The sequence below is a fragment of the Nocardioides bigeumensis genome (genome assembly GCF_039531755.1).
GTDB classification, from domain to species: Bacteria; Actinomycetota; Actinomycetes; order Propionibacteriales; family Nocardioidaceae; genus Nocardioides; species Nocardioides bigeumensis.
Genome location: NZ_BAAAQQ010000002.1, coordinates 381302 through 400488, shown reverse-complemented (window position 1 = coordinate 400488; position 19187 = coordinate 381302). Strand labels below are relative to the sequence as shown.

The 19187-nt window shown below is 70.0% G+C and carries 22 protein-coding genes; 1 reads left to right on the top strand and 21 read right to left on the bottom strand.

The window, feature by feature from the left end:
• Nucleotides 1–3: 3 nt before the first annotated feature.
• From ABD295_RS03185 to rpsB, 6 genes are all read right to left on the bottom strand, one after another.
• Complete coding sequence (locus ABD295_RS03185; RefSeq protein WP_344302158.1) at nt 4–516, bottom strand: histidine phosphatase family protein; 513 nt, start codon at nt 514–516, stop codon at nt 4–6.
• On the bottom strand, nt 513–1403 hold the full coding sequence (locus ABD295_RS03180; protein WP_344302157.1) for a phosphatidate cytidylyltransferase: 891 nt from the start codon (nt 1401–1403) through the stop codon (nt 513–515). Before ABD295_RS03180 ends, ABD295_RS03185 begins: the two co-directional genes overlap by 4 nt.
• A 30-nt stretch (nt 1404–1433) precedes the next feature.
• Nucleotides 1434–1988, bottom strand: a complete 555-nt coding sequence (frr, locus tag ABD295_RS03175) for a ribosome recycling factor (RefSeq protein WP_344302702.1) — start codon at nt 1986–1988, stop codon at nt 1434–1436.
• Nucleotides 1989–2067: 79 nt separating this feature from the next.
• Nucleotides 2068–2781 carry a UMP kinase gene (pyrH, locus tag ABD295_RS03170; RefSeq protein ID WP_344302156.1) on the bottom strand — a complete coding sequence of 238 codons (714 nt, stop codon included), beginning with the start codon at nt 2779–2781 and terminating at the stop codon, nt 2068–2070.
• 122 nt (nt 2782–2903) lie between these two features.
• The gene (gene tsf / locus ABD295_RS03165) at nt 2904–3719 is read right to left on the bottom strand and encodes a translation elongation factor Ts (RefSeq protein WP_344302155.1); all 816 of its coding nucleotides are present in this window, start codon (nt 3717–3719) and stop codon (nt 2904–2906) included.
• A gap of 121 nt (nt 3720–3840) precedes the next feature.
• Nucleotides 3841–4956: a 30S ribosomal protein S2 gene (rpsB, locus tag ABD295_RS03160; protein WP_344302154.1), complete on the bottom strand. Its 1116-nt coding sequence runs from the start codon at nt 4954–4956 to the stop codon at nt 3841–3843.
• 399 nt (nt 4957–5355) lie between these two features.
• Between rpsB and ABD295_RS03155 the strand changes: the two genes are divergently transcribed.
• Nucleotides 5356–6027 carry a M23 family metallopeptidase gene (locus ABD295_RS03155; RefSeq protein ID WP_344302153.1) on the top strand — a complete coding sequence of 224 codons (672 nt, stop codon included), beginning with the start codon at nt 5356–5358 and terminating at the stop codon, nt 6025–6027.
• Here ABD295_RS03155 and ABD295_RS03150 read toward each other — a convergent pair.
• From ABD295_RS03150 to ABD295_RS03080, 15 genes are all read right to left on the bottom strand, one after another.
• Entirely contained in the window at nt 6000–6941 is a 942-nt protein-coding gene (locus tag ABD295_RS03150) for a tyrosine recombinase XerC (RefSeq protein ID WP_425573981.1), read from the bottom strand. The two genes, ABD295_RS03155 and ABD295_RS03150, sit on opposite strands and share 28 nt — an antisense overlap.
• Before the next feature lie 35 nt (nt 6942–6976).
• A complete protein-coding gene (dprA, locus tag ABD295_RS03145; protein ID WP_344302152.1) occupies nt 6977–8137 on the bottom strand; it encodes a DNA-processing protein DprA in 1161 nt (386 codons plus the stop codon).
• Nucleotides 8134–9720, bottom strand: a complete 1587-nt coding sequence (locus ABD295_RS03140; RefSeq protein WP_344302151.1) for a YifB family Mg chelatase-like AAA ATPase — start codon at nt 9718–9720, stop codon at nt 8134–8136. The genes dprA and ABD295_RS03140 overlap by 4 nt, the downstream gene beginning before the upstream one ends.
• Nucleotides 9717–10127 carry a YraN family protein gene (locus ABD295_RS03135; protein WP_344302150.1) on the bottom strand — a complete coding sequence of 137 codons (411 nt, stop codon included), beginning with the start codon at nt 10125–10127 and terminating at the stop codon, nt 9717–9719. The genes ABD295_RS03140 and ABD295_RS03135 overlap by 4 nt, the downstream gene beginning before the upstream one ends.
• Nucleotides 10128–10258: 131 nt before the next feature.
• Complete coding sequence (locus ABD295_RS03130) at nt 10259–12034, bottom strand: pilus assembly protein TadG-related protein (protein ID WP_344302149.1); 1776 nt, start codon at nt 12032–12034, stop codon at nt 10259–10261.
• Nucleotides 12034–12459 (bottom strand): TadE family protein, encoded by a 426-nt coding sequence (locus ABD295_RS03125; protein ID WP_344302148.1) that lies wholly within the window; start codon nt 12457–12459, stop codon nt 12034–12036. Before ABD295_RS03125 ends, ABD295_RS03130 begins: the two co-directional genes overlap by 1 nt.
• A gap of 244 nt (nt 12460–12703) precedes the next feature.
• Nucleotides 12704–14020 (bottom strand): pilus assembly protein TadG-related protein, encoded by a 1317-nt coding sequence (locus tag ABD295_RS03120; RefSeq protein WP_344302147.1) that lies wholly within the window; start codon nt 14018–14020, stop codon nt 12704–12706.
• The gene (locus ABD295_RS03115; RefSeq protein WP_344302146.1) at nt 14011–14502 is read right to left on the bottom strand and encodes a TadE/TadG family type IV pilus assembly protein; all 492 of its coding nucleotides are present in this window, start codon (nt 14500–14502) and stop codon (nt 14011–14013) included. The genes ABD295_RS03120 and ABD295_RS03115 overlap by 10 nt, the downstream gene beginning before the upstream one ends.
• A gap of 188 nt (nt 14503–14690) precedes the next feature.
• Complete coding sequence (locus tag ABD295_RS03110) at nt 14691–14999, bottom strand: DUF2469 domain-containing protein (RefSeq protein ID WP_344302145.1); 309 nt, start codon at nt 14997–14999, stop codon at nt 14691–14693.
• On the bottom strand, nt 14996–15724 hold the full coding sequence (locus ABD295_RS03105) for a ribonuclease HII (protein WP_344302144.1): 729 nt from the start codon (nt 15722–15724) through the stop codon (nt 14996–14998). The genes ABD295_RS03110 and ABD295_RS03105 overlap by 4 nt, the downstream gene beginning before the upstream one ends.
• Nucleotides 15717–16538, bottom strand: a complete 822-nt coding sequence (lepB, locus tag ABD295_RS03100; RefSeq protein WP_344302143.1) for a signal peptidase I — start codon at nt 16536–16538, stop codon at nt 15717–15719. The genes ABD295_RS03105 and lepB overlap by 8 nt, the downstream gene beginning before the upstream one ends.
• Nucleotides 16539–16578: 40 nt before the next feature.
• Nucleotides 16579–16929, bottom strand: a complete 351-nt coding sequence (gene rplS / locus ABD295_RS03095; protein WP_344302142.1) for a 50S ribosomal protein L19 — start codon at nt 16927–16929, stop codon at nt 16579–16581.
• Between the two features lie 197 nt (nt 16930–17126).
• A complete protein-coding gene (trmD, locus tag ABD295_RS03090; RefSeq protein WP_344302141.1) occupies nt 17127–18284 on the bottom strand; it encodes a tRNA (guanosine(37)-N1)-methyltransferase TrmD in 1158 nt (385 codons plus the stop codon).
• Between the two features lie 3 nt (nt 18285–18287).
• Nucleotides 18288–18860: a ribosome maturation factor RimM gene (rimM, locus tag ABD295_RS03085; RefSeq protein ID WP_344302140.1), complete on the bottom strand. Its 573-nt coding sequence runs from the start codon at nt 18858–18860 to the stop codon at nt 18288–18290.
• Between the two features lie 82 nt (nt 18861–18942).
• Entirely contained in the window at nt 18943–19185 is a 243-nt protein-coding gene (locus ABD295_RS03080; protein WP_344302139.1) for an RNA-binding protein, read from the bottom strand.
• Between the last annotated feature and the right edge of the window lie 2 nt (nt 19186–19187).

Sequence of the window (19187 nt, the reverse complement as noted above, 5' to 3'; positions counted from 1 at the left end):
CCGTCAGGGCACGATGACGTCGGGGAGGCCCAGGCGCTCCCACGCCCTCAGGTCTGGCGCGTCTCCGCGCACGTGCGCGGCCAGGAGCGTCCAGGCGGTCCCGTGCCCCACCAGGACGAGATCGCTGTCGGGGTGCGCCGCCCGGATCACGTCGTACGCCGCGACCACCCGTCGTCGACATGGCGCCAGCGGCTCCCAACCCGGCGCCGCGGTCGCGTCGGGCTCGTCGAAGGCACGGCGGACTGCCGACGGGAAGTCCTCGATCCAACCCGCCGCCCGCTCGTGCTCCCGCAGGTCGCCGACGACCTCGACCGGTCGCTCGGTCAGCAGCCGGGCGGTGCCGAGGGCCTTGGGCTCGGGCGAGCAGAACCAGAGGGCCGTCGCAGGGAGCCGCGGCCGGAGGGCGAGCACGTCGGCGGCGTGCGCCGGGTCGAGCGGCCAGGCGTGCGCCGGCAGGCTCCGGTCGACGAGTGGGCGGCCGTGGCGTACCAGCCAGACGCCTGCCGTTGCGATCACGCGAACACGGTCACGTGCAGCAACAGCCAGATCGGGGCGATCGTGGCGAGCAGCGAGTCGAGCCGGTCCATCAGCCCACCGTGCCCAGGGACGATCTGGCTCATGTCCTTGATGCCGAGGTCACGCTTGATGACCGACTCGCAGAGGTCGCCGAGGGTCGCCATCACCACCGCGATGAGTCCCAGCACGACCCCGACCCACCAGTCGCCGTCGAGCATCAGCACCACGAGGGCCACTCCCGCGGCGACGCAGAAGACCAGGGACCCGGCGAAGCCCTCCCACGACTTCTTCGGCGAGATCACCGGGGCCATGGGGTGCTTGCCGAAGAGGACGCCGGCGGCGTACCCGCCCGTGTCGGAGGCGACCGTCACCAGGATGAAGGTCAGCACGCCCTTCACACCCTGGTCGAACCGGTCGAAGCCGGTGCTCCCCCCCTCGGCCAGCATCAGCGCGACGAAGGAGCCGAGGAAGGGGACGTAGAGCAGGGTGAACACCGACGCCGTGGCGTTCTGCACGTAGCCCGCGACGCCGCGGCGAAGCAGCCACAGCATGACCACCAGGGCAGAGACGGCGGTGGCGGTGACGAGGGCGTCGGTGCCCCAGAAGTAGGCGACGACGACCATCACCGCGCCGCCCACCATGAGGGGCTGCTCGGGCAGGTCGATGCCCTTGGCCGAGAAGCCCTTGTGGAGCTCCCAGACCGCGACCACCACGGCGACCACCACGATGAGCATGAAGGCGGTCTTCCAGAAGACCAGGGACGACGCGATCGCCGCCAGCAGCACCACGGCGGAAGCGACCGCTGCGGGAAGGTTGCGACCGGCGCGGCCGTGGTCGCGCGCCGGCGGGCCGGCAGGTGACGGCGGCGCCGCGGGCGAGGTGGTCATCGAGCGGCTCCGGCACACATGAGGAGGACCTCAGACCTCGAGGAGCTCGGCTTCCTTGTGCTTGAGCAGGTCGTCGATCTTGTCGGTGTGCGCCTTGGTCAGCGCGTCGAGTCGCTTCTCGGCGCCGGTCACGTCGTCCTTGCCGACCTCGCCGTCGTTCGCGAGCTTCTCCAGGCTCTGCTTGGCATGACGGCGGATGTTGCGCACCGACACGCGGCCGTCCTCAGCCTTGGCCCGGACCACCTTGATGAACTCCTTGCGCCGCTCCTCGGTCAGCTCGGGGAACACGCAGCGCAGGACCTTGCCGTCGTTGGCCGGGTTGACGCCGAGGTCGGAGTCGCGGATCGCGCGCTCGACGGCGCCGATCTGGCTCATGTCGTAGGGCGCGATCAGCACGGTCTTGGCCTCCGGGCTGCTGAAGGAGGCGAGCTGCTGCAGCGGGGTGGGCGTGCCGTAGTAGTCGACGGTGATCTTGCTGAACATGTTGGGGTTGGCGCGCCCGGCCCGGACAGCGGAGAACTCCTCGCGGGTGGACTCGACCGACTTGTCCATCTTCTGGTCGGCGTCGTTGAGGATGTCGTTGATCACGGAGGTGCTCCTGCTCGGTCGGGTGCTGCGGGGTACGACGGGAGGGTGGTCTCGCCGGGGCTCGCCTGGGCGGGGCTCAGCCAGAGCTGACCAGTGTGCCGATCTTCTCACCCTCGACGACCCGCAGGACGTTGCCCTCGGGCTTGAGCCCGAACACGATGAGCTTGATCTTGTTCTCCTGGGCCAGGGTGAACGCCGTCTGGTCGATCACCCGGAGGTTCTTGCTGATCGCCTCGTCGTAGGTCAGCTCGTCGTACTTCGTCGCGGTGGGGTCGAGGTGGGGGTCTGCGGAGTAGACGCCGTCGACGCCGTTCTTGGTGAACAGGACGGCGTCGCAGTGGGTCTCGAGGGCGCGCTGCACGGCCACGGTGTCGGTGGTGAAGAACGGCAGCCCCATGCCGGCGCCGAAGATCACGACGCGACCCTTCTCGAGGTGACGGATGGCGCGCAGCGGGATGTAGGGCTCGGCGATCTGGCCCATCGCGATGGCGGTCTGGACCCGGGTGACGATGCCGCGCTGCTCGAGGAACTCCTGGAGGGCCAGGCAGTTCATGACGATGCCGAGCATGCCCATGTAGTCGGCGCGGACGCCGTCCATGCCGCGCTGGCGCAGCTCGGCGCCGCGGAAGAAGTTGCCGCCACCGATCACGACCGCGATCTGCACCCCGGCTCGCGACACCGCCGCGATCTCACCGGCGATGCGGGCCACGACGTCGGGGTCGACGCCGAGCTTGCCGCCGCCGAACTCCTCGCCGGACAGCTTGAGCAGGACACGGTCGTACTTCGTCACGCGGGTGGGTTCCCTTCGTCGTGTGGCCAGGTCAACGGAAGAAGGCCGGTCGCGATCCTCGTGACTGGGTCATCGAGCACATCGCAACCGGCCTCCTCACATCCGGGACAGAACCTATCCGATCAGCCGCCGACCTCGAAGCGGGCGAAGCGCTTGAGCGTCACGCCGGCCTCGTCGAGGACCGCCTTGACGGACTTCTTATTCTCGGTGACCGACGGCTGCTCGAGGAGCACGACGTCCTTGAAGAAGCCGTTGAGCCGGCCCTCGGTGATCTTCGCGATCGCCTGCTCGGGCTTGCCCTCCTCGCGCGAGGTGGCCTCGGCGATCTCGCGCTCCTTGGCGACGATCTCGGCCGGGACCTCGTCGCGGGTGAGGTACTGCGGGCGCATGGCCGCGATCTGCATGGCGGCACCGCGGGCGGCGTCGGAGTCCGCACCGTCGTACTCCACCAGCACGCCCACGGCCGGCGGCAGGTCCGCCGCACGCTTGTGCATGTAGGCCACGACGGGGCCGTCGAAGTAGACGACCCGGCCGAGCTCGATCTTCTCGCCGATGGAGACCGCGAGGGACTCGACCAGCTCACCGACGGTCTGGTCGCCGATCTTGACCGCCTTGAGCGCCTCGGGGTCGCCGGCGCCGGCCGCGGAGGCCGCGTCGGCGATCTTCTGGGCGGCCTCGATGAAGTCGGCACCCTTGGCGACGAAGTCGGTCTCGCACTTGAGCTCAACCAGCACACCGGGGGCGTGCGCCACGAGACCTGCGGTCGCCTCGCGCTCCGCGCCGCGCTGGGCGGCCTTGGCGGCGCCCTTGACCCGGAGCAGCTCGATGGCCTTGTCGAAGTCGCCGTCGGACTCGTCGAGGGCCTTCTTGCAGTCCATCATCCCGGCGCCCGTGAGCTCACGGAGGCGCTTGACGTCGGCGGCGGTGAAGTTCGGCATGGATGCGACCTTCTTCCTTCGGCTTCCTCGGAAGCCGCGTAGAACGGCTGGTGGTGGTGAGGGAACGGTGGCCCCGCCCCTACGGGACGGGGCCACCGGTGAAACGGGTGTGCGGTCGGGCTCAGGCCTTGTCGGCCTCGGCCTCCGGCTCGGCAGCGGCCTCGTCGGTCGCCTCGGCAGCAGGCTCCTCGACGGCGGTCTCCTCGGCAGCAGGCTCCTCCGCAGCAACCGGCTCGGCCGGGGCCTCCTCGGCAGCAACCGGCTCGGCCGGGGTCTCCTCGGCAGCGACCGGCTCGGCCGGGGTCTCCTCGGCAGCAGCCGGCTCCTCGGCCGGGGTCTCCTCGGCGGCCGGCTCCTCGGCGGGAGCGGCGGCCTCGGTCGCCTCCGTGGCCGCGCCGGTCGCCTCAGCGGCCGGCGTCTCGGCGGACTCGTCCCCACCGGTCGCGGCCACTGCGGCCTCCGTCGCCTCCCCGCCCAGGAGCTCGCGCTCCCAGTCGGCGAGGGGTTCCTCGGCGCCGACCTGCTCCGCACCCTCGGTCTTGACGCCGGAGCGGGCGATCAGGCCCTCCGCGACGGCGTCGGCGACGACGCGGGTCAGCAGGCCGACGGCGCGGATCGCGTCGTCGTTGCCCGGGATCGGGAAGTCGACCAGGTCGGGGTCGCAGTTGGAGTCCAGGATGCCGATGATCGGGATCCGCAGCTTGCGGGCCTCCTCGACGGCGAGGTGCTCCTTGTTGGTGTCGACGATCCACACCGCGGCAGGCGGCCGGGTCATCTCACGGATGCCGCCCAGCGACTTGTTCAGCTTGTCGCGCTCGCGGCGCATCTGGAGCAGCTCCTTCTTGGTGCGGCTGCTCCCGGCCACGTCGTCGAAGTCGACCTCGTCGAGCTCCTTGAGGCGGTTGATCCGCTGGTGCACCGTCTGGAAGTTGGTGAGCATGCCGCCGAGCCAGCGCTGGTTGACGTAGGGCATCCCCACGCGCATCGCCTGCTCGGCGATGGCCTCCTGCGCCTGCTTCTTGGTGCCCACGAACATCACGGTGCCGCCCTTGGCGACGGTGTCCTTGATGAAGGCGTACGAGCGGTCGATGTAGGCCAGCGACTGCTGCAGGTCGATGATGTAGATGCCGTTGCGCTCGGTCATGATGAAGCGCTTCATCTTCGGGTTCCACCGACGGGTCTGGTGTCCGAAGTGCACGCCGCTCTCGAGCAGCTGGCGCATGGTGACGACTGCCATTTGTTCTCCTGGTGTGTGGCGCACCCGCGCGTCTCGCCGGACCTTGGTCTGTGCTCAGGCAGGTCCGGCCGCGCGTGGTCACGCCGTTTGTCTTCAGTTGCTGCCTCGGACGGGTGTCCTCGGCCCTGACGCACACGCGCGACCGACCCGGCTACGGTGAGCCGGGACCGAGGGTCGACGCCCACGGGCGGTCGAGGCTCCAGGAGGAGCCTCGTCGTGGTCTGTGTGCGTGCGAAGTCAATCCACGAGGGACTGCCCCTCAAGACTAGACGACCGGCGCCCGCCGACCCAATCGCGAGACGGCCCCGCCCCCGTCCACAGGCGGCCGACAGCGCCCCCCGTCCACAGGGTCGGCGGCGCGCGCCCGACCACCCTGCCCCGCCCGGGCAGTCTCGTCCCGTGCCCCGCTCCCCCAGCCTCCGTCGCGCCGTCGTCTTGGCGATGGTCGCGACGTCGCTCGCCTGGTCTGCAGCAGGCGCGGTAGGGGCACCGTCTCCATCGCCGGACGAGGGCGTCTGGCCGCTCGATCCCGTCCCCGAGGTGGTGAGCGGGTTCGACCCGCCCGGCCAGCCGTGGGATGCAGGCCACCGGGGGGTGGACCTGGCCGGCACCGTCGGCCAGTCCGTGCGCGCCGCCCTGGCCGGGACCGTCCAGTTCGCCGGACGGATCGCCGGCCGGGGCGTCGTGGTCGTCGCGCACGGCGCGACGCGCACCACCTACGAGCCCGTGGCTGCCCTGGTCGCTCGAGGCTCGCGCATCGCTGGTGGTGAGCAGCTGGGAACCCTCGAGCTCGCGGGCGGACACTGCCTGCCGCGCGCTTGTCTGCACTGGGGGCTCTTGCAGGGTGAGGCCTACCTGGACCCGCTCACCCTGGTGGGAGGAGGCCCGGTCCGTCTTCTGCCGTTGTGGTCCGACGCGCCTCTGCCGTCCCAGCCCCCGGCGCCTGGCCTGCGGCCCCTGCCGACGGAGATCCCTTTGCGGGCCGCTGCGCTGGCAACGTTGCCAGGGGCCCGGCCCTGGGCGGTGGTCCTCTTGGCCGCGGTTCAGGCGCGCGGGTGCGCTTGCCGATAGGCGGCCCTGAGCCGGTCCGTGGTGACGTGGGTGTAGAGCTGCGTGGTCGCGAGGGAAGCGTGACCGAGCAGCTCCTGCACGGAGCGCAGGTCGGCCCCGCCCTCGAGGAGGTGCGTGGCGGCTGTGTGCCGGAGCCCGTGCGGTCCGATGTCGGGAGCCCCCGGTACGGCGGCCACGCGGCGATGCACCATCTCTCGCACGGCCCGCTGGTCGATGCGCCGTCCACGCGCGCCCAGGAACAGTGCCGGCCCGGCGCCGTCGGCGCGCAGGGCCGGCCGTCCTACGGTCAGCCACCGGTCCAACGCCCGGGCTGCCGGCACTCCGAACGGGACGGTGCGCTCCTTGCGGCCCTTGCCCATGACGCGCACGACGTTGCGGCCCCGGTCGAGGTCGTCGACGTCGAGGCCGGCCAGCTCACCGACCCGGATGCCGCTGGCATAGAGCAACTCCAGGATCGCGGCGTCACGCACACCCAGGGGGCTTCCGTCGTCGGCATCGGCCACCGCTTGTTGCAGGAGCTCGGCCGCTTCGTCGGCGCGGAGCACGGGCGGCAACGTCCGGTGCGGCCGTGGCGAGCCGAGCAGCGCGCCCGCATCCTGGGGCGACCGACCGGTGCGCGCCAGCCACCCGGTGAAGACGCGCGCCGCGGTCGCCCGGCGGGCCAGGGTGGTGCGTGAGCGACCGAGCGTCTGCTGCTTGGCCAGCCAGCTGCGCAGCGCACGCAGGTCGAGGCTGGTGGGCTCCTCGTGACCCAAACGCGCGGCGTGCGCGAGGAGTCCTGCGACGTCGCCGAGGTAGGCGCGCACGGAGTGCGGGGTGAGGTCCCGCTCGGAGACCAGGTGACGCTCGTACGCCACTAGGACCGCCGCCATCGCCTCCGGGAGCTCGTCGGCGACGGCCGACGCCGTGGCCATGCGCTGGTCGCCGGTCGGGGGCTCCGTCGGCGCTGTCACCCACGAGAGTCTAGGAACGGCAGCGGCCGGTCCGACGACGCCGCGCCCTGACGCCACCCGCGTGCCGTGTGGACCACCATGCCCTGGCCCGCCAAGGACTCCAGCGCACCCTTGACGACTCCCGTCTCGAGGGCCGCGAGCCGGGCGACGGACTCGAGGGATGCCGGCCGCGACAACGGCACGGCTTCGAGCACCTGCCTGTCCACCGGGCTGAGCAGGTCGCGCGGCCGGTCCGGGCCGCGTTGCTCCGTGGTGACGTGCTCGCCGGCCGCGCCGAGGTGCTCGAGCACCTCGGCGCCGCTCGTCACCAGGGAGCCACCCCGGCGCAGGAGCTGGTGCACCCCTTGGGCGAGCGGGTTGGTCACCGCCCCGGGGACTCCCATGACCGGCCGGCTCAACCGGTCCGCCCAGGTCGAGGTGGTGAGGGCGCCGCTGCGCGCGGCGGCCTCCACGACGACGGTGCCCCGCGTCAGCGCGGCGATCAGCCGGTTGCGGGCCAGGAAGCGGACGCGCATCGGTGCCCACCCCGGCGCCGCCTCGGACACGATGGCGCCCTGCTGGGCCAGGAGGCGGAAGAGCGTCTCGTGGTCCTTGGGGTAGATCCGGTCGGCCCCACAGGCCAGCACGGCGACCGTGGGTCCTTCTCCCGCCAGGGCACCCCGGTGGGCGGCCTGGTCGATCCCGAACGCCGCGCCCGAGACGACGCCCCACCCCTTGTCGACCACTTCACAGGCGATCTCACGGGCGACGTGAGTGCCGTAGGCCGTGGACGATCGAGAGCCGACGACGGCAACGGATCTCGCCAATGCATCCAGTCGGAGCGGGCCCTTCACCCACAACCCCAGGGGCACCCCTGACCGATCGTGCAGCGGCTCGACGTGCTCGAGGTCGTCGAGACCGGAAGGCCACTCCGGGTCACCGGGCACGACCCATCGCAGCCCCATCCGGTGTGCGCGCTCGAGCACAGCGGCGGGGTCGACCGCGCGCAGCCGCTGGGCGACCAGCTGATGGTCTGCGGACTCGCCGCTCATGGCGAGCAGCTCGTCGCGAACGTCGACCGCGCCTCGGGCCGACACCCGGTCCAACAGCCTGAAACGACCGGGCTCGACGACTTGGTTGAGCGCGACCCGGGCGAGGGCGTCCTGCGCCGCGCTCACCCGGCACGCTCGAGCGTGGCGGCGAGGAGCGGCTCGCCCGAGCGCAGCCGCAGCGCTGTCTCGAGCTCGTCGAGACCGGGCTGATCGACGTTGCGCAGGTCCGCCAGGGTCCAGGCGAGCCGATGCACGCGCACCACGCCGCGGAACGTCACGCGCCCGGCGTACAGCTCGTCCTCGAGCCGTCGCGTGGCAGCGTCGGTCAGCCGCCACTCGGCCACCAGCTGTGGCCCCGGCACTTGCGCGTTGAGCCGCCAGCCGCGCCCTTCGAACCGCGAGGCTTGCCGGGACCGGGCAGCGGTGACGCGTTGCCGCACGTCGGCGCTGGACTCACGCTTGGCCAGCGGATCTCGGGCCTCTGGCTTGGTGAGCGGCTCGACGTGCCGCAGGATGTCGACCCGGTCGAGCATCGGGCCGGTGAGCTTGCGTCGGTAGTCGCGCCGCGCCGCCTCGCGGCACGTGCACCTGTTGAGGTGCTGCCGAAGGCTGAAGTCGCCGCACGGGCACGGATTGGCCGCCAGGACGACCATGGCCCTGGCTGGGAAGGTCGCCGTCTCGTCGCCACGCGCGATGGTCACTTCACCACTCTCCAGCGGTTGACGCAGAGCCTCGATCACGTCGGAGGCCAGCAACGGGAACTCGTCGAGGAAGAGCACGCCTCCGTGCGCCCGACTGAGCTCGCCCGGGCGGACCCGGCCGCTGCCGCCGCCCAACAGGGCGGCCTTCGACGACGAGTGGTGCGGCGCCGAGAAAGGGGGACGGCGGATGAGGTCGTCGCCCGGCTCGAGAGCGCCGGCGAGGGAGTGCAACGCGGTCAGCTCCAGCATCTCCTCGGTGCCCAGGTCGGGAAGGACCCCGCTGATGCGTTCGGCGAGCGACGTCTTCCCGGAGCCCTTGGGCCCGGACAACATCAGGTGGTGACCGCCGGCGGCTGCCACCTCGACGGCGAACCTGGCGTCCTGCATCCCCTTGAGGTCCGCGAGGTCGGACTCTTCCTGGCGGTCCTGCCCCCGCCAGCTCAGGAGGCGCTGCGCCGACATCGGCGCCACGGGCGGAGCGTCGGGCACCTCCTCTCCTGCTAGCTCGGCGAGGACCTGGCCCAGCGAGCGGAAGCCGAGCACCTCCATCCCGGGCACCATCGCTGCTTCTCGTGCCTGCGGCTCCGGGACGATGACTCTCCGGTGCCCGCGGGCCTGGGCGGCCAGGACCATGGGCAGCACCCCCGGCACCGAGCGCAGCCCTCCGGTGAGGGTCAGCTCGCCGATCATCACCGTGCCGGCCAGGCCGGCCAGCGGCTTGTCGGCACTCGCAGCCACGACGGCAACCGCGATCGCCAGGTCGAAGTGCGTGCCCCTCTTCTTGAGGTCGGACGGCGACAGCAGGATCGTGATGCGCTTGGCCGAGGGCCAGTCGACACCGCTGTTGAGCACGGCCATGCGACACCGCTCCTTGGCCTCATTGAGCGAGGCGTCTGGTCGGCCGACCAGGTTGAGGGCGACCTGACCGCTCGACACGTCGGCCTGGACGTCGATGAGGTGGCCCAAGGTCCCTTGGAGCGACACGGTGTGGGTGATAGCGACCGTCATCTGCTCAGCCCCCGCACGTGCTCGATGGTCGAGGGCCCCTTGAGGGGACGCAGTACCGCGACCAGGTCGATGCGCACCCCCGACGGGCGGACGTGGTGAGCGGTCACCCAGGCCTGGCCGATCCGGCCGAGGCGCTCGAGCTTCTCGTCGGTGACGGCCTCCTGCGGGCTGCCGTAGTCGAGACTGGTGCGCGTCTTGACCTCGCAGACCACGAGGACGTCGCCGTCGCGCAGGACGAGGTCTGCCTCTCCGTCGCGACATCGCCAGTTGCGGTCGAGGAGTCGCATCCCCAGCCCGGTCAGGTGTCGCTCGGCGAGCCGCTCACCGTAGTCACCGAGCGCCTGGTGGTGCCTCGTCGCCGCCCATGCCACCGGCGCTGCTGCCGCCGTCTCCGTCAGATCTGTCATCGCGACCTCCTCGCCGGACCACGATGGCCTAGGGCAAGGACGACGCGAGGTTCAGGAAAGGGGGTCTGTGGACGAGAGAGATCGCTGGCGACGTGTGGACGTGAGGTGGGCCCCCTACGAAACTGACACGCCTAGTTGACGAGCAGCGGGACCTTGACGCCGATGCCCGTATAGGCGATCGTCCCAGCCTTTACCGGCGGTGGCGGGAGCGCCGCTTCGTTCAAGAAGATGATCTGCACCGATAGCAAGTCGACATTGGGTCCATTGTTCTGAGTCGTCAATCCATTCGTACTGGTAGTGACGCCCGTCAGTTTCGTCGCGGAGTTCGGCTGGTCGGTGATGAAGCCGGACCGGAAGCCTATGACTTTGAGGTACTCAGCACCAACGAACGCTCTCCCGAAGACCGGGACGCTGACAAACCTGGGCGAGTCGTAGATCTTCGAGGAGATGACAGCCCCGCCAGCGTAGGTCCGGCTGCTGACGTCGCCCACAGCCACCGTGTCGTTGGTGAAGAAGCAGGTGAGGTTGTCGTTGTTGATCGTCACGCCACGGATTGTGGTCGTGGCAGGCTGGCCATTTGTGGCGCAACCCGTCCCGGCGGACACGTCAGTCAACAACCCGGGTACGGCCGGGCTGCCGCCGACACCGGCCACAAATCCCTTCCACGCGGGACCGGCATCCATGCCGCCGGGCTTGGACTGGACGCAGTTGGTTCCCTCGGTCGGCCAGACCTTGCTGTTCGTGCTGTTGCAGTCGAAAGGAGCGTTCGGGTTGGGGTGCGGCGCGAGCGTCGACTCCAAACCGTCGGCCACGTTGTACGCGATCTGGTCGGGCTCGCCGCTCACATGCGAGTTCGCGAGCCTGAGCGTTCCGAAGTTGCCTGTCGTCGAGCCCTGCCCGCAATTGAGGGTCGGTGCACCGACGATAATGTTAGGAGTCATCCGTTCGTTGTTGCCGTTGCCAAAGGTTGCAGCCGACCAGTTGGTCCCGATCTTGACGCGGATGAAGAAATAGGCGTTGGTGGTGAAGAGCGACGCAGGCAGGCTGGCCGCTGGGATCGTGATGCTCGTGGCCGTCTTCCAGGCAGCCTGGACGGCTACCTCGGTCGGTGCCGGGCCTGGGCCCGAAGCCCCCGGCTCGAAGAAGCCCACGTGGGTGACGTTGGTGAAGTTGTTGCCCGTGATGGTGAGTTGCGTGGTTGGCGTCACGGCGACGGCATAAGAGGCCGGTGTCACCGTGGAGACCGTGGCGGCGTTGGTCTGGTCTTTCAGGTACAGCAACTCCTTGGACGCGAGTCCGTTGCTCGGCTGCTGCAGGGTCTGGGCGCCGTAGCTGCAGGAGTCGAGCGCGAAGTACGGCAGCGTCTCCATCTTGGGCGTGCGGATCTCCACGGTCGAGATCCCTGCAACGTTCGTGCTGTCGTAACCGATGATCCCCGCGAAACCGAAGTCCACTTCGTCCGGCGGCGTCACGAGCGACAACTGGTTCTTGTTGTAGGTAAGGGACCACTTGCCTGAGACCACCTTCGGGGTGCCGTAGAACAGCTCCCCGTCCTCACCCACCTTGCAGTTGGTGAGTTCGGAGGCGGTAATGGTCCGTCCCAACTGACGCGTCAGGTGTGCAGCGACGTCAACGGCAGCCTGGTCGGTCGTGCCGACCTTGGTGTACGCCAAGTGCTCCGTCGTCGGCGAGCAGGACGTCCCTGCTCCCGGAGCCGGGAGATTACTTCCGCCGATGCCCGCGCCAGCCAGCGTCGCGTGATCAGAGTCTTTCTGACGCTCGCGCTTGTGGACGTAGGCGTTTCCGATGTCGACGGCCAAGGCAGCCACAATGAGAAGCACCAGCATGAGCAGACTGGTCATTACAGCGACAGCCCCACGCTCGTCTCGAGGATTGTTGCGAGTCATCAGCAAGCTCCCACTGACGATGCTGTTATGTCCTCGACGCGTGCCGTCGCCGACCGGGTGACGACTCCGTCACCGGGAACTGGGATCAGCGGAAAGTTCAGGTTCAGGGTAGGAAACGTGGCGGTGAGGGTCACCGTGCCGCCGATCTCCCCAGGAGAGGCGACGCTGCCCGTGCCGTCCGCCTTGGTGTAGGTGCGTGTGACGATGGTGATGCCCGACGCGGAGCCAGCCGTGGTCGCGCTGCCGAGGTGCGAGTGGATGAAGGACTTAACCTGCGCCTCCGTCTGGCAGTCGCCGACCGACATGCGACGCGTAGCGTCCCCAACGGCCGTCGTGCCGGTCTGCATGGCGAAGAAGTAGAGCCCGTATTGGATAACTCCGAACACCAGGACCAGGAAAATGGGGATCACCAGGGCGAACTCCACCGCCGCCGCACCGCGTTCGGTGCGTCGTGCCCTCACTCGAAACTCAGTCACCGAGCCTCCGCAATACGAAAGTAGGCCTCTTCGCCGACCCGAGCCTACGCGCGGCAGGAGGACAGGCGAAGGTGAATGCGCGACTGAGGTCGCGTGCGGCGTACCTTGGACGGTTATTTTGCCCAGGCATGACGCCCTGGAGCGGACTGGTCTGGACCATTCGGTCGGGGCTGGCGGTGAGACCGCCGTGGCGCTATCGACTCAGGTGCAGCCCCGCGGGCAGCGGCTGATAGTTCTGGCCGCTGTTGTAGTTGACGTTGAGGCACGAGTTCGTACCGCTGTAGGCGAGTGACTTCACGATGACCGCCGAGTACGCCGTGGAGCAGCCGTTGCCGCGGATGTCGAGCAGCCCGTTGGCCATGTAGATCGTGCCGCTGGTGCCTGTCACGCCGTTCCCGGTCAGTCGGAGGCCGCTCGTGTTGTTGCGGTCGTAGACGATGCTCAGGCCCTTCAGCTCCCCGGAGGTCGGCCCGGTGAGGGCGAGCGATCCGTTGCCGCTGAAGTCCATCGTCGCGCCGGACTCGTTGGCGTTGCAGGCACGGACGGTGGTCCCCGTGGAGCAGGTGAAGTAGAGCGTGACACCCGTGCCTTGCAGCCGGGTGCTCGGGTTGCTCGCCAGATCCAGGGTCCCCGACCGGAAGACATAGAGGCCGGGATTCATCGTGCAGGTCTTGGCCCGGATCTGGAAGCCGACGTAGATGCCCGGCTGCAGCACGCAGGGAGTCGCGCTGGTGTTGGCCGTCTGGGCGCTGAGACCGACCATCGACGGCGGGAGCGCGAGCTCGGCGAGAGGGTCAGGGATCTGCGGTGAGCCCGTGATGGCCGCGGGTGTGAAGTTGCCCGGGCGGTTGACCGTGCCCTGCACGGTGTTCCCGCCGGTGGACACGAGGCCGTTGGGGCCGACCGACACGCTGCCGTTGAAGTGAGCGCCGGCCCCGGTGACCGTCGTGTCACCGTTCTGGAGGTCGTGAGGCCCGGGGCCGATCACGCAGAGCCCGCAAGGGAGGACGCCACCCGTCTGCAGACTGGCCCGCGCGGCGGCGCCGATCGAGATGTTCTCGACGCCGGCGAAGGTCCCGAACGTCGTGTCGATGCTGCGGTCCGGGATCTTGACGCGCACGTGCTTCGGCGCAGTGGCGCTGTCGAAGGAGATGCACGGGCTCTGCCCGGTCGGCACGTAGCTGAGCTTCGATGCGTCCGTGCAGGCCGACCACGCACTCGTGGCGACTCCGTAGTTCACCTCGGCGTAGGACTTCGCGGCGTCGATCGCCTGGGTGAAGCAGGGGGCCGTGGAGCAGGCACCACCAGTCAGGTACAGCACGTTGCCGGCCGCGAGCGCGGAGGCGTCGGCCGCGTTCTGGGACTGCCTGCGGTTGTCGCGCGCCAAGCCCAGATCGACGACGAGGGCCGCGATCAGGAAGAGACTGACAGCGAGGACCGCCACCAAGATCGCGACCGCACCCCGCTCGTCCTCGGCCGCACGACGCCTGGCCAACCGGGTCAGCACCATGACCAGTCCTGTCCTGTCGGAGCCGTGTCGGCCGAGGCGCTGCCCGACGGCGCTCCGTCGACCTCGATCGACATCTGCGTCTTGGACCGGATGACTCCGTCGTTGGGCATGGGGAGCAGCCCCATCCCTCCCTCGCTGTCGACCATCGCGCAGACGACGAGCCGCTTGCCCTTGGCCCAGCCGTCGGGGGCCGACACCTTGACGTAGGTGTCACCGGTGACCGCGTCGATCTGCGACTTGGTGTTGCACTTGAGCTTGGCCCAGTCGTTCGCGGCGCCCGTGCAGGCAGGGAAGTTCTTGACCACGCCCTGGCGGGCGGCCTCGCGCACGCCGTTGCGGGTGCCCGTGGCGTCGTAGAAGTACAAGCCGTACTGGATGATGCCGAACACGAGTAGGAAGAGGATCGGCGTCACGAGAGCGAACTCCACGGCGGCGGCGCCGTCCTCGCGGAGCGGCGCGCGTCTGCGCGACCTTCGACCCATCACGTGCTTGCCTTCCCCCGGTTACCACTGACGAAGGCAATGGTGAACGTGCGGGAGGCGGGCCGGCAGAGCAGCGCAGCGTCGGAAGACGAAAGTCAGCGGCGGCGGGCGGGCGTGCCGACGGCATTTAACCGAGCGGACATACCTTCCGAGGGTCGGCCCTACCTAGGACCCCCAGACGAAGGTCGTCAGGCTTTGGGCGGGTCTATCTCCGCCGGCGCAAGCTCCTCGACGTTGACGTCCTTGAAGGTCAGCACCTTCACGTTCTTGGCGAAGCGCGCCGGACGGTACATGTCCCAGACCCAGGCGTCCGACATCGACACCTCGAAGAAGACGTCGCCGGCCTCGGTGCGCGCCTTCACGTCGACCTGGTTGCAGAGGTAGAACCGGCGGTCCGTCTCGACGACGTACTTGAAGATCGAGACCACGTCGCGGTACTCGCGGTAGAGCGTGAGCTCCATCTCGGTCTCGTACTTCTCGAGGTCCTCGGCACTCATCGCGACTCCTCCAGCTCGAACCGTCCCACCGCGTCCCCGGCGCGCTCCTGATCCTGCCCCACGACCTCGGGCTCCAGTCCCGCGGCCCGCCGGACGTTGACGAACCGCATCCGGTGGATCGCCGACGGTCCGTGCTCGGCCAGGCGCGCGGAGTGCAGGTCGGTGACGTAGCCCTTGTGCACGTCGAAGTCGTACGCCGGCAGCGACTCGTGCCACTGGCGCATGATCCGGTCGCGGGTGACCTTGGCGAGGACGGAGGCGGCTGCGATGCAGGCTGCGACGCGGTCGCCCTTCCACACCGCCAGGCCGGGGACGTCGAAGCCGTCCACGGGGAAGCCGTCGGTGAGGACGTACTCCGGCCGCTGGTCCAGCAGCGCCACCGCGCGTCGCAGCGCCTCGACGTTGGCGACGTGCATCCCGAGCCGGTCGCACTCGTCGGACTCGATGACCACCACCGACCACGCCACCGCCCGGCGCACGATCTGGGCGTAGCACCGCTCGCGCGCCGCCTCGGTGAGGAGCTTGGAGTCGGCGAGCCCGGGCACGATGCCGACCTTGCCCGCCGGCAGGATCGCCGCACCGGCGACCAGCGGGCCGGCGCAAGCGCCGCGACCGGCCTCGTCGACCCCGGCGATGGGCTCGATCCCGACCCGACGGAGTGCGCGTTCGTAGCCGTAGAGGCCGGCGTCCCGGCGTACGGTCAGACCCTTGGGCAGCTCACTCATCGCCAGGGGAGGCGGGGACGTCGTCGAAGCTGTCGGGCCGGGTCACCCAGCGGAAGTGGTCGCGTGGCCACAGGAGCACGAACACCTTGCCGACGACCAGGTCGACGGGGACGAACTCCTCCCCCGGCACGCAGCCCGTGCTCTCGTCGAGGCACATGTGCCGGGTCGAGTCGGCGGAGTTGTTGCGGTTGTCGCCCATCACGAAGATGCGGTCGGGCGGGACGGGGCCAGCGGTCCAGTCGCAGGTGCGCGTCATCGGGCCGTTGCAGTCGGCGCCGTCGAGCTGGATGTAGGCCTTCTCGTTCAACGGCTGGCCGTTGACCGAGATGCGGCCCTTCTTGTCGCAGCAGGTGATGACGTCACCCTCGACGCCGATGACCCGCTTCACCAGGTGGCCGCCGCTGGGGTAGAGGCCGATCTTGGACATCGCGCGGGTGACCAGCGAGCTGGGGCCGGACGACTCGGCCGAGCCGAGCCAGCCGCCGGGGTCCTTGAACACCACCACGTCACCGCGCTGGGGCTCGCCGCCGCCCCAGTAGGACACCTTCTGGACCAGGATGCGGTCGTTGACCTTGAGCCCCGGCTCCATGGACTGCGAGGGGATGAAGAAGGCCTGCACGAGCACGGCCTTGATCAGGATCGCCAGACCGAGCGCGATGGCGAGCAGCAGGATCGTCTCCTGCCACAGCGGCAGGTGCTTGTCCTCGTGCTCGTCGCGGCTCTTGCGTCGGCCCCAGCGGCCGCCCCCCGGATCGGCGCGGTCCTCGTCGTCGGGAAGATCGGACGACGCCGAGCCGCGGTCCAAGGAGGTCACCCGGAGATGCTAACCAGCCGGTGGCTGGCGAGGCGGGTGCTCACGCCTCGCGCCGCTCCTTGATCTTGGCGGCCTTCCCACGCAGGTTGCGCAGGTAGTAGAGCTTGGCCCGGCGGACGTCGCCGCGGGTCACGATCTCGATCGTCTCGAAGATCGGGGAGTTGAGCGGGAAGGTGCGCTCGACGCCGACCCCGAAGGAGACCTTGCGGACGGTGAAGGTGCGGCCGATGCCCGAGCCGTGCACGCGGATCACGACGCCCTGGAAGACCTGGACGCGGGAGCGGTTGCCCTCGATGACCTTGACGTGGACCTTGACCGTGTCGCCCGCACGGAAGGCGGGGACGTCGTCACGCAGGCTGGTGGCGCCGATCTCGGCGATGACGTTGCTCATGATGTCTCCTCGCAGGTGCCACAGGTCAGCCGCGGAATGGAAGGTGTGGTGCTGGGTCGGTCCCACCGTCATGGCCGGCGGCGCGAGGCTCCCCCTGTGGCAGGAGCCCGACGCAGACCCTCCGCTGTGAACTCCACGGAGCTGTCCTTCGGCCGGCAGGACCGACGAGCAAGTCTGCCAGAGGCAACCGCCGAGGACTAAATCGATGGCCGCCGCTTGGTCAGGCGTACGACGCCGGGCTCGATCTCGCCGCGCAACCGGTACCCCGCCTTCTTGTACAACCGCTGGTTGCGGCGCGACCCGGCACCGGTGAACAGCTCGAACGTCGTCACCCCGGCCGGAGCCGCATCCTCGATCTGCTGGAGCATGCCCCGCCCCAGGCCCTGCCCCCACAGGTCCGGAGCCACCATCAGGCGACCGATGTCCCAGGCCTCGTGCCTGCGCCGCGCACGCACCGCCGCGACCAGACGACCCGCGCGGCGAGCGACGAGGACCGTGCACTCGGCCAGCCACGACCGGACGTCCTCCAGCGACTCCTCGAGCGGCGGGATCGGCACGCCGGGATTGTCCTTCTCCTCCTGCACCCAGCACGCGAGCTGAAGCGTCAACAGCTCACCGGCGTCGGCGAGAACGGACGGCCGCACCTCGACGCCGCCCGGCAGCGACGCCGCGGCCAGCAGGTCCGGCCGGCGTTCCGCGGTACGGCGCTGGGACTGCTCGTGCCGCCAGGAGGCGATGGCGGCGTGATCACCCGACAGCAGCACGTCGGGCACGTCATGGCCGCGCCAGGACGCCGGCTTGGTGTAGACGGGGTACTCCAGCAGCCCGTCCTCGTGCGACTCCTCGGCGAGCGACGCCGCGTTGCCCATGAAGCCGGGCTGCAGCCTCGCGACCGCCTCGACGATCGCCAGCGCCGCCACCTCGCCGCCGTTGAGCACGTAGTCGCCCAGCGAGACCTCGACGACCTCGGCGACGTCGGGTCGCGCGGCCGCATGGTCGAGCACCCGCTGGTCGATGCCCTCGTAGCGGCCGCAGGCCACGAGCAGGTGCGGTCGCGTCGCGAGCTCACGCGCCAGCGCCTGGCTGAACGGGCGTCCCGCCGGCGTGGGCACCACGACGGTCGTGTTCGGCGTCGCCAGCGCGTCCAGGGCCTCGCCCCACGGTTCGGGCTTCATCACCATGCCCGCGCCACCGCCGTACGGAGTGTCGTCGACCGTGCGGTGCCGGTCGTGGGTCCACTCGCGCAGGTCGTGGACGCGCAGGTCGAGCAGTCCGCTCTCCCGCGCCTTCCCGGGCAGCGAGAGCGTCAGCGGGTCGAGGTACGCCGGGAAGATCGTGACGATGTCGACGCGCACGGTTCAGTCGTCCTGCCCTGGGTCCGGCTCGTCCGCGTCCGGGTACGGCGCCACCAGGCCCGGCCGGTCGGCGATGACGATGCGGCCGCCGGCGAGGTCGACCTCGGGGACGAGAGCGGCCACGAACGGCACCAGCGCCTCCCTGCCGTCGGTCGTGCGGATCGTCAGCAGGTCCTGGGCCGCGCCGTGGGTCACGGCGACCAGCTCGCCGAGCGGCGTGCCGTCGACGTCGTACGCCGCCAGCCCGACGAGCTGGTGGTCGTAGAACTCCTCGGGGTCCTCGGGGGTCGCGTCGGCCGGGAGCAGGGCGTGCAGGACGATCCCGCGGGCGGCCTCGGCGGCATTGCGGTCGGCGATCTCGTCGAAGCGCGCCAGCAGGACCTGCTGGTGCCAGCGGGTCTGGGAGACGGTGACCGAGCGCAGCGGCGAGGCCGAGCCCTGCGGCGGACGGGCGATCAGCACGGCTCCGTCGACGAAGCGCCGCTCCGGCTCGTCGGTGCGGACGTCGATGGTCACCTCGCCGCGCAGACCGTGCGGCTTGCCGATGCGGCCGACGACGACCTCGATGTCCTCCACGAGGTCAGCCTAGAGAGCGAACCGGGCGCCACCCCTGAGGGGTGACGCCCGGTGTCGGTCTCGATGGCGCTCGACCGAAGGGTCAGCGGCGGCGGTCGACGTCGACGAAGTCGATGCGCGCGCCGCCGCGACCGGCGAGCGCCGACACGACGGTGCGGAACGCGGTCGCCGTCCGGCCGTTGCGGCCGATCACCTTGCCGAGGTCGTCGGGGTGGACCCGGACCTCGAGGATCGAGCCACGCCGCAGCGCGCGGTCACGCACGGACACCTCGTCCGGGTGCTCGACGATGCCGCGGACCAGGTGCTCGAGAGCGTCGGCCAGCATGA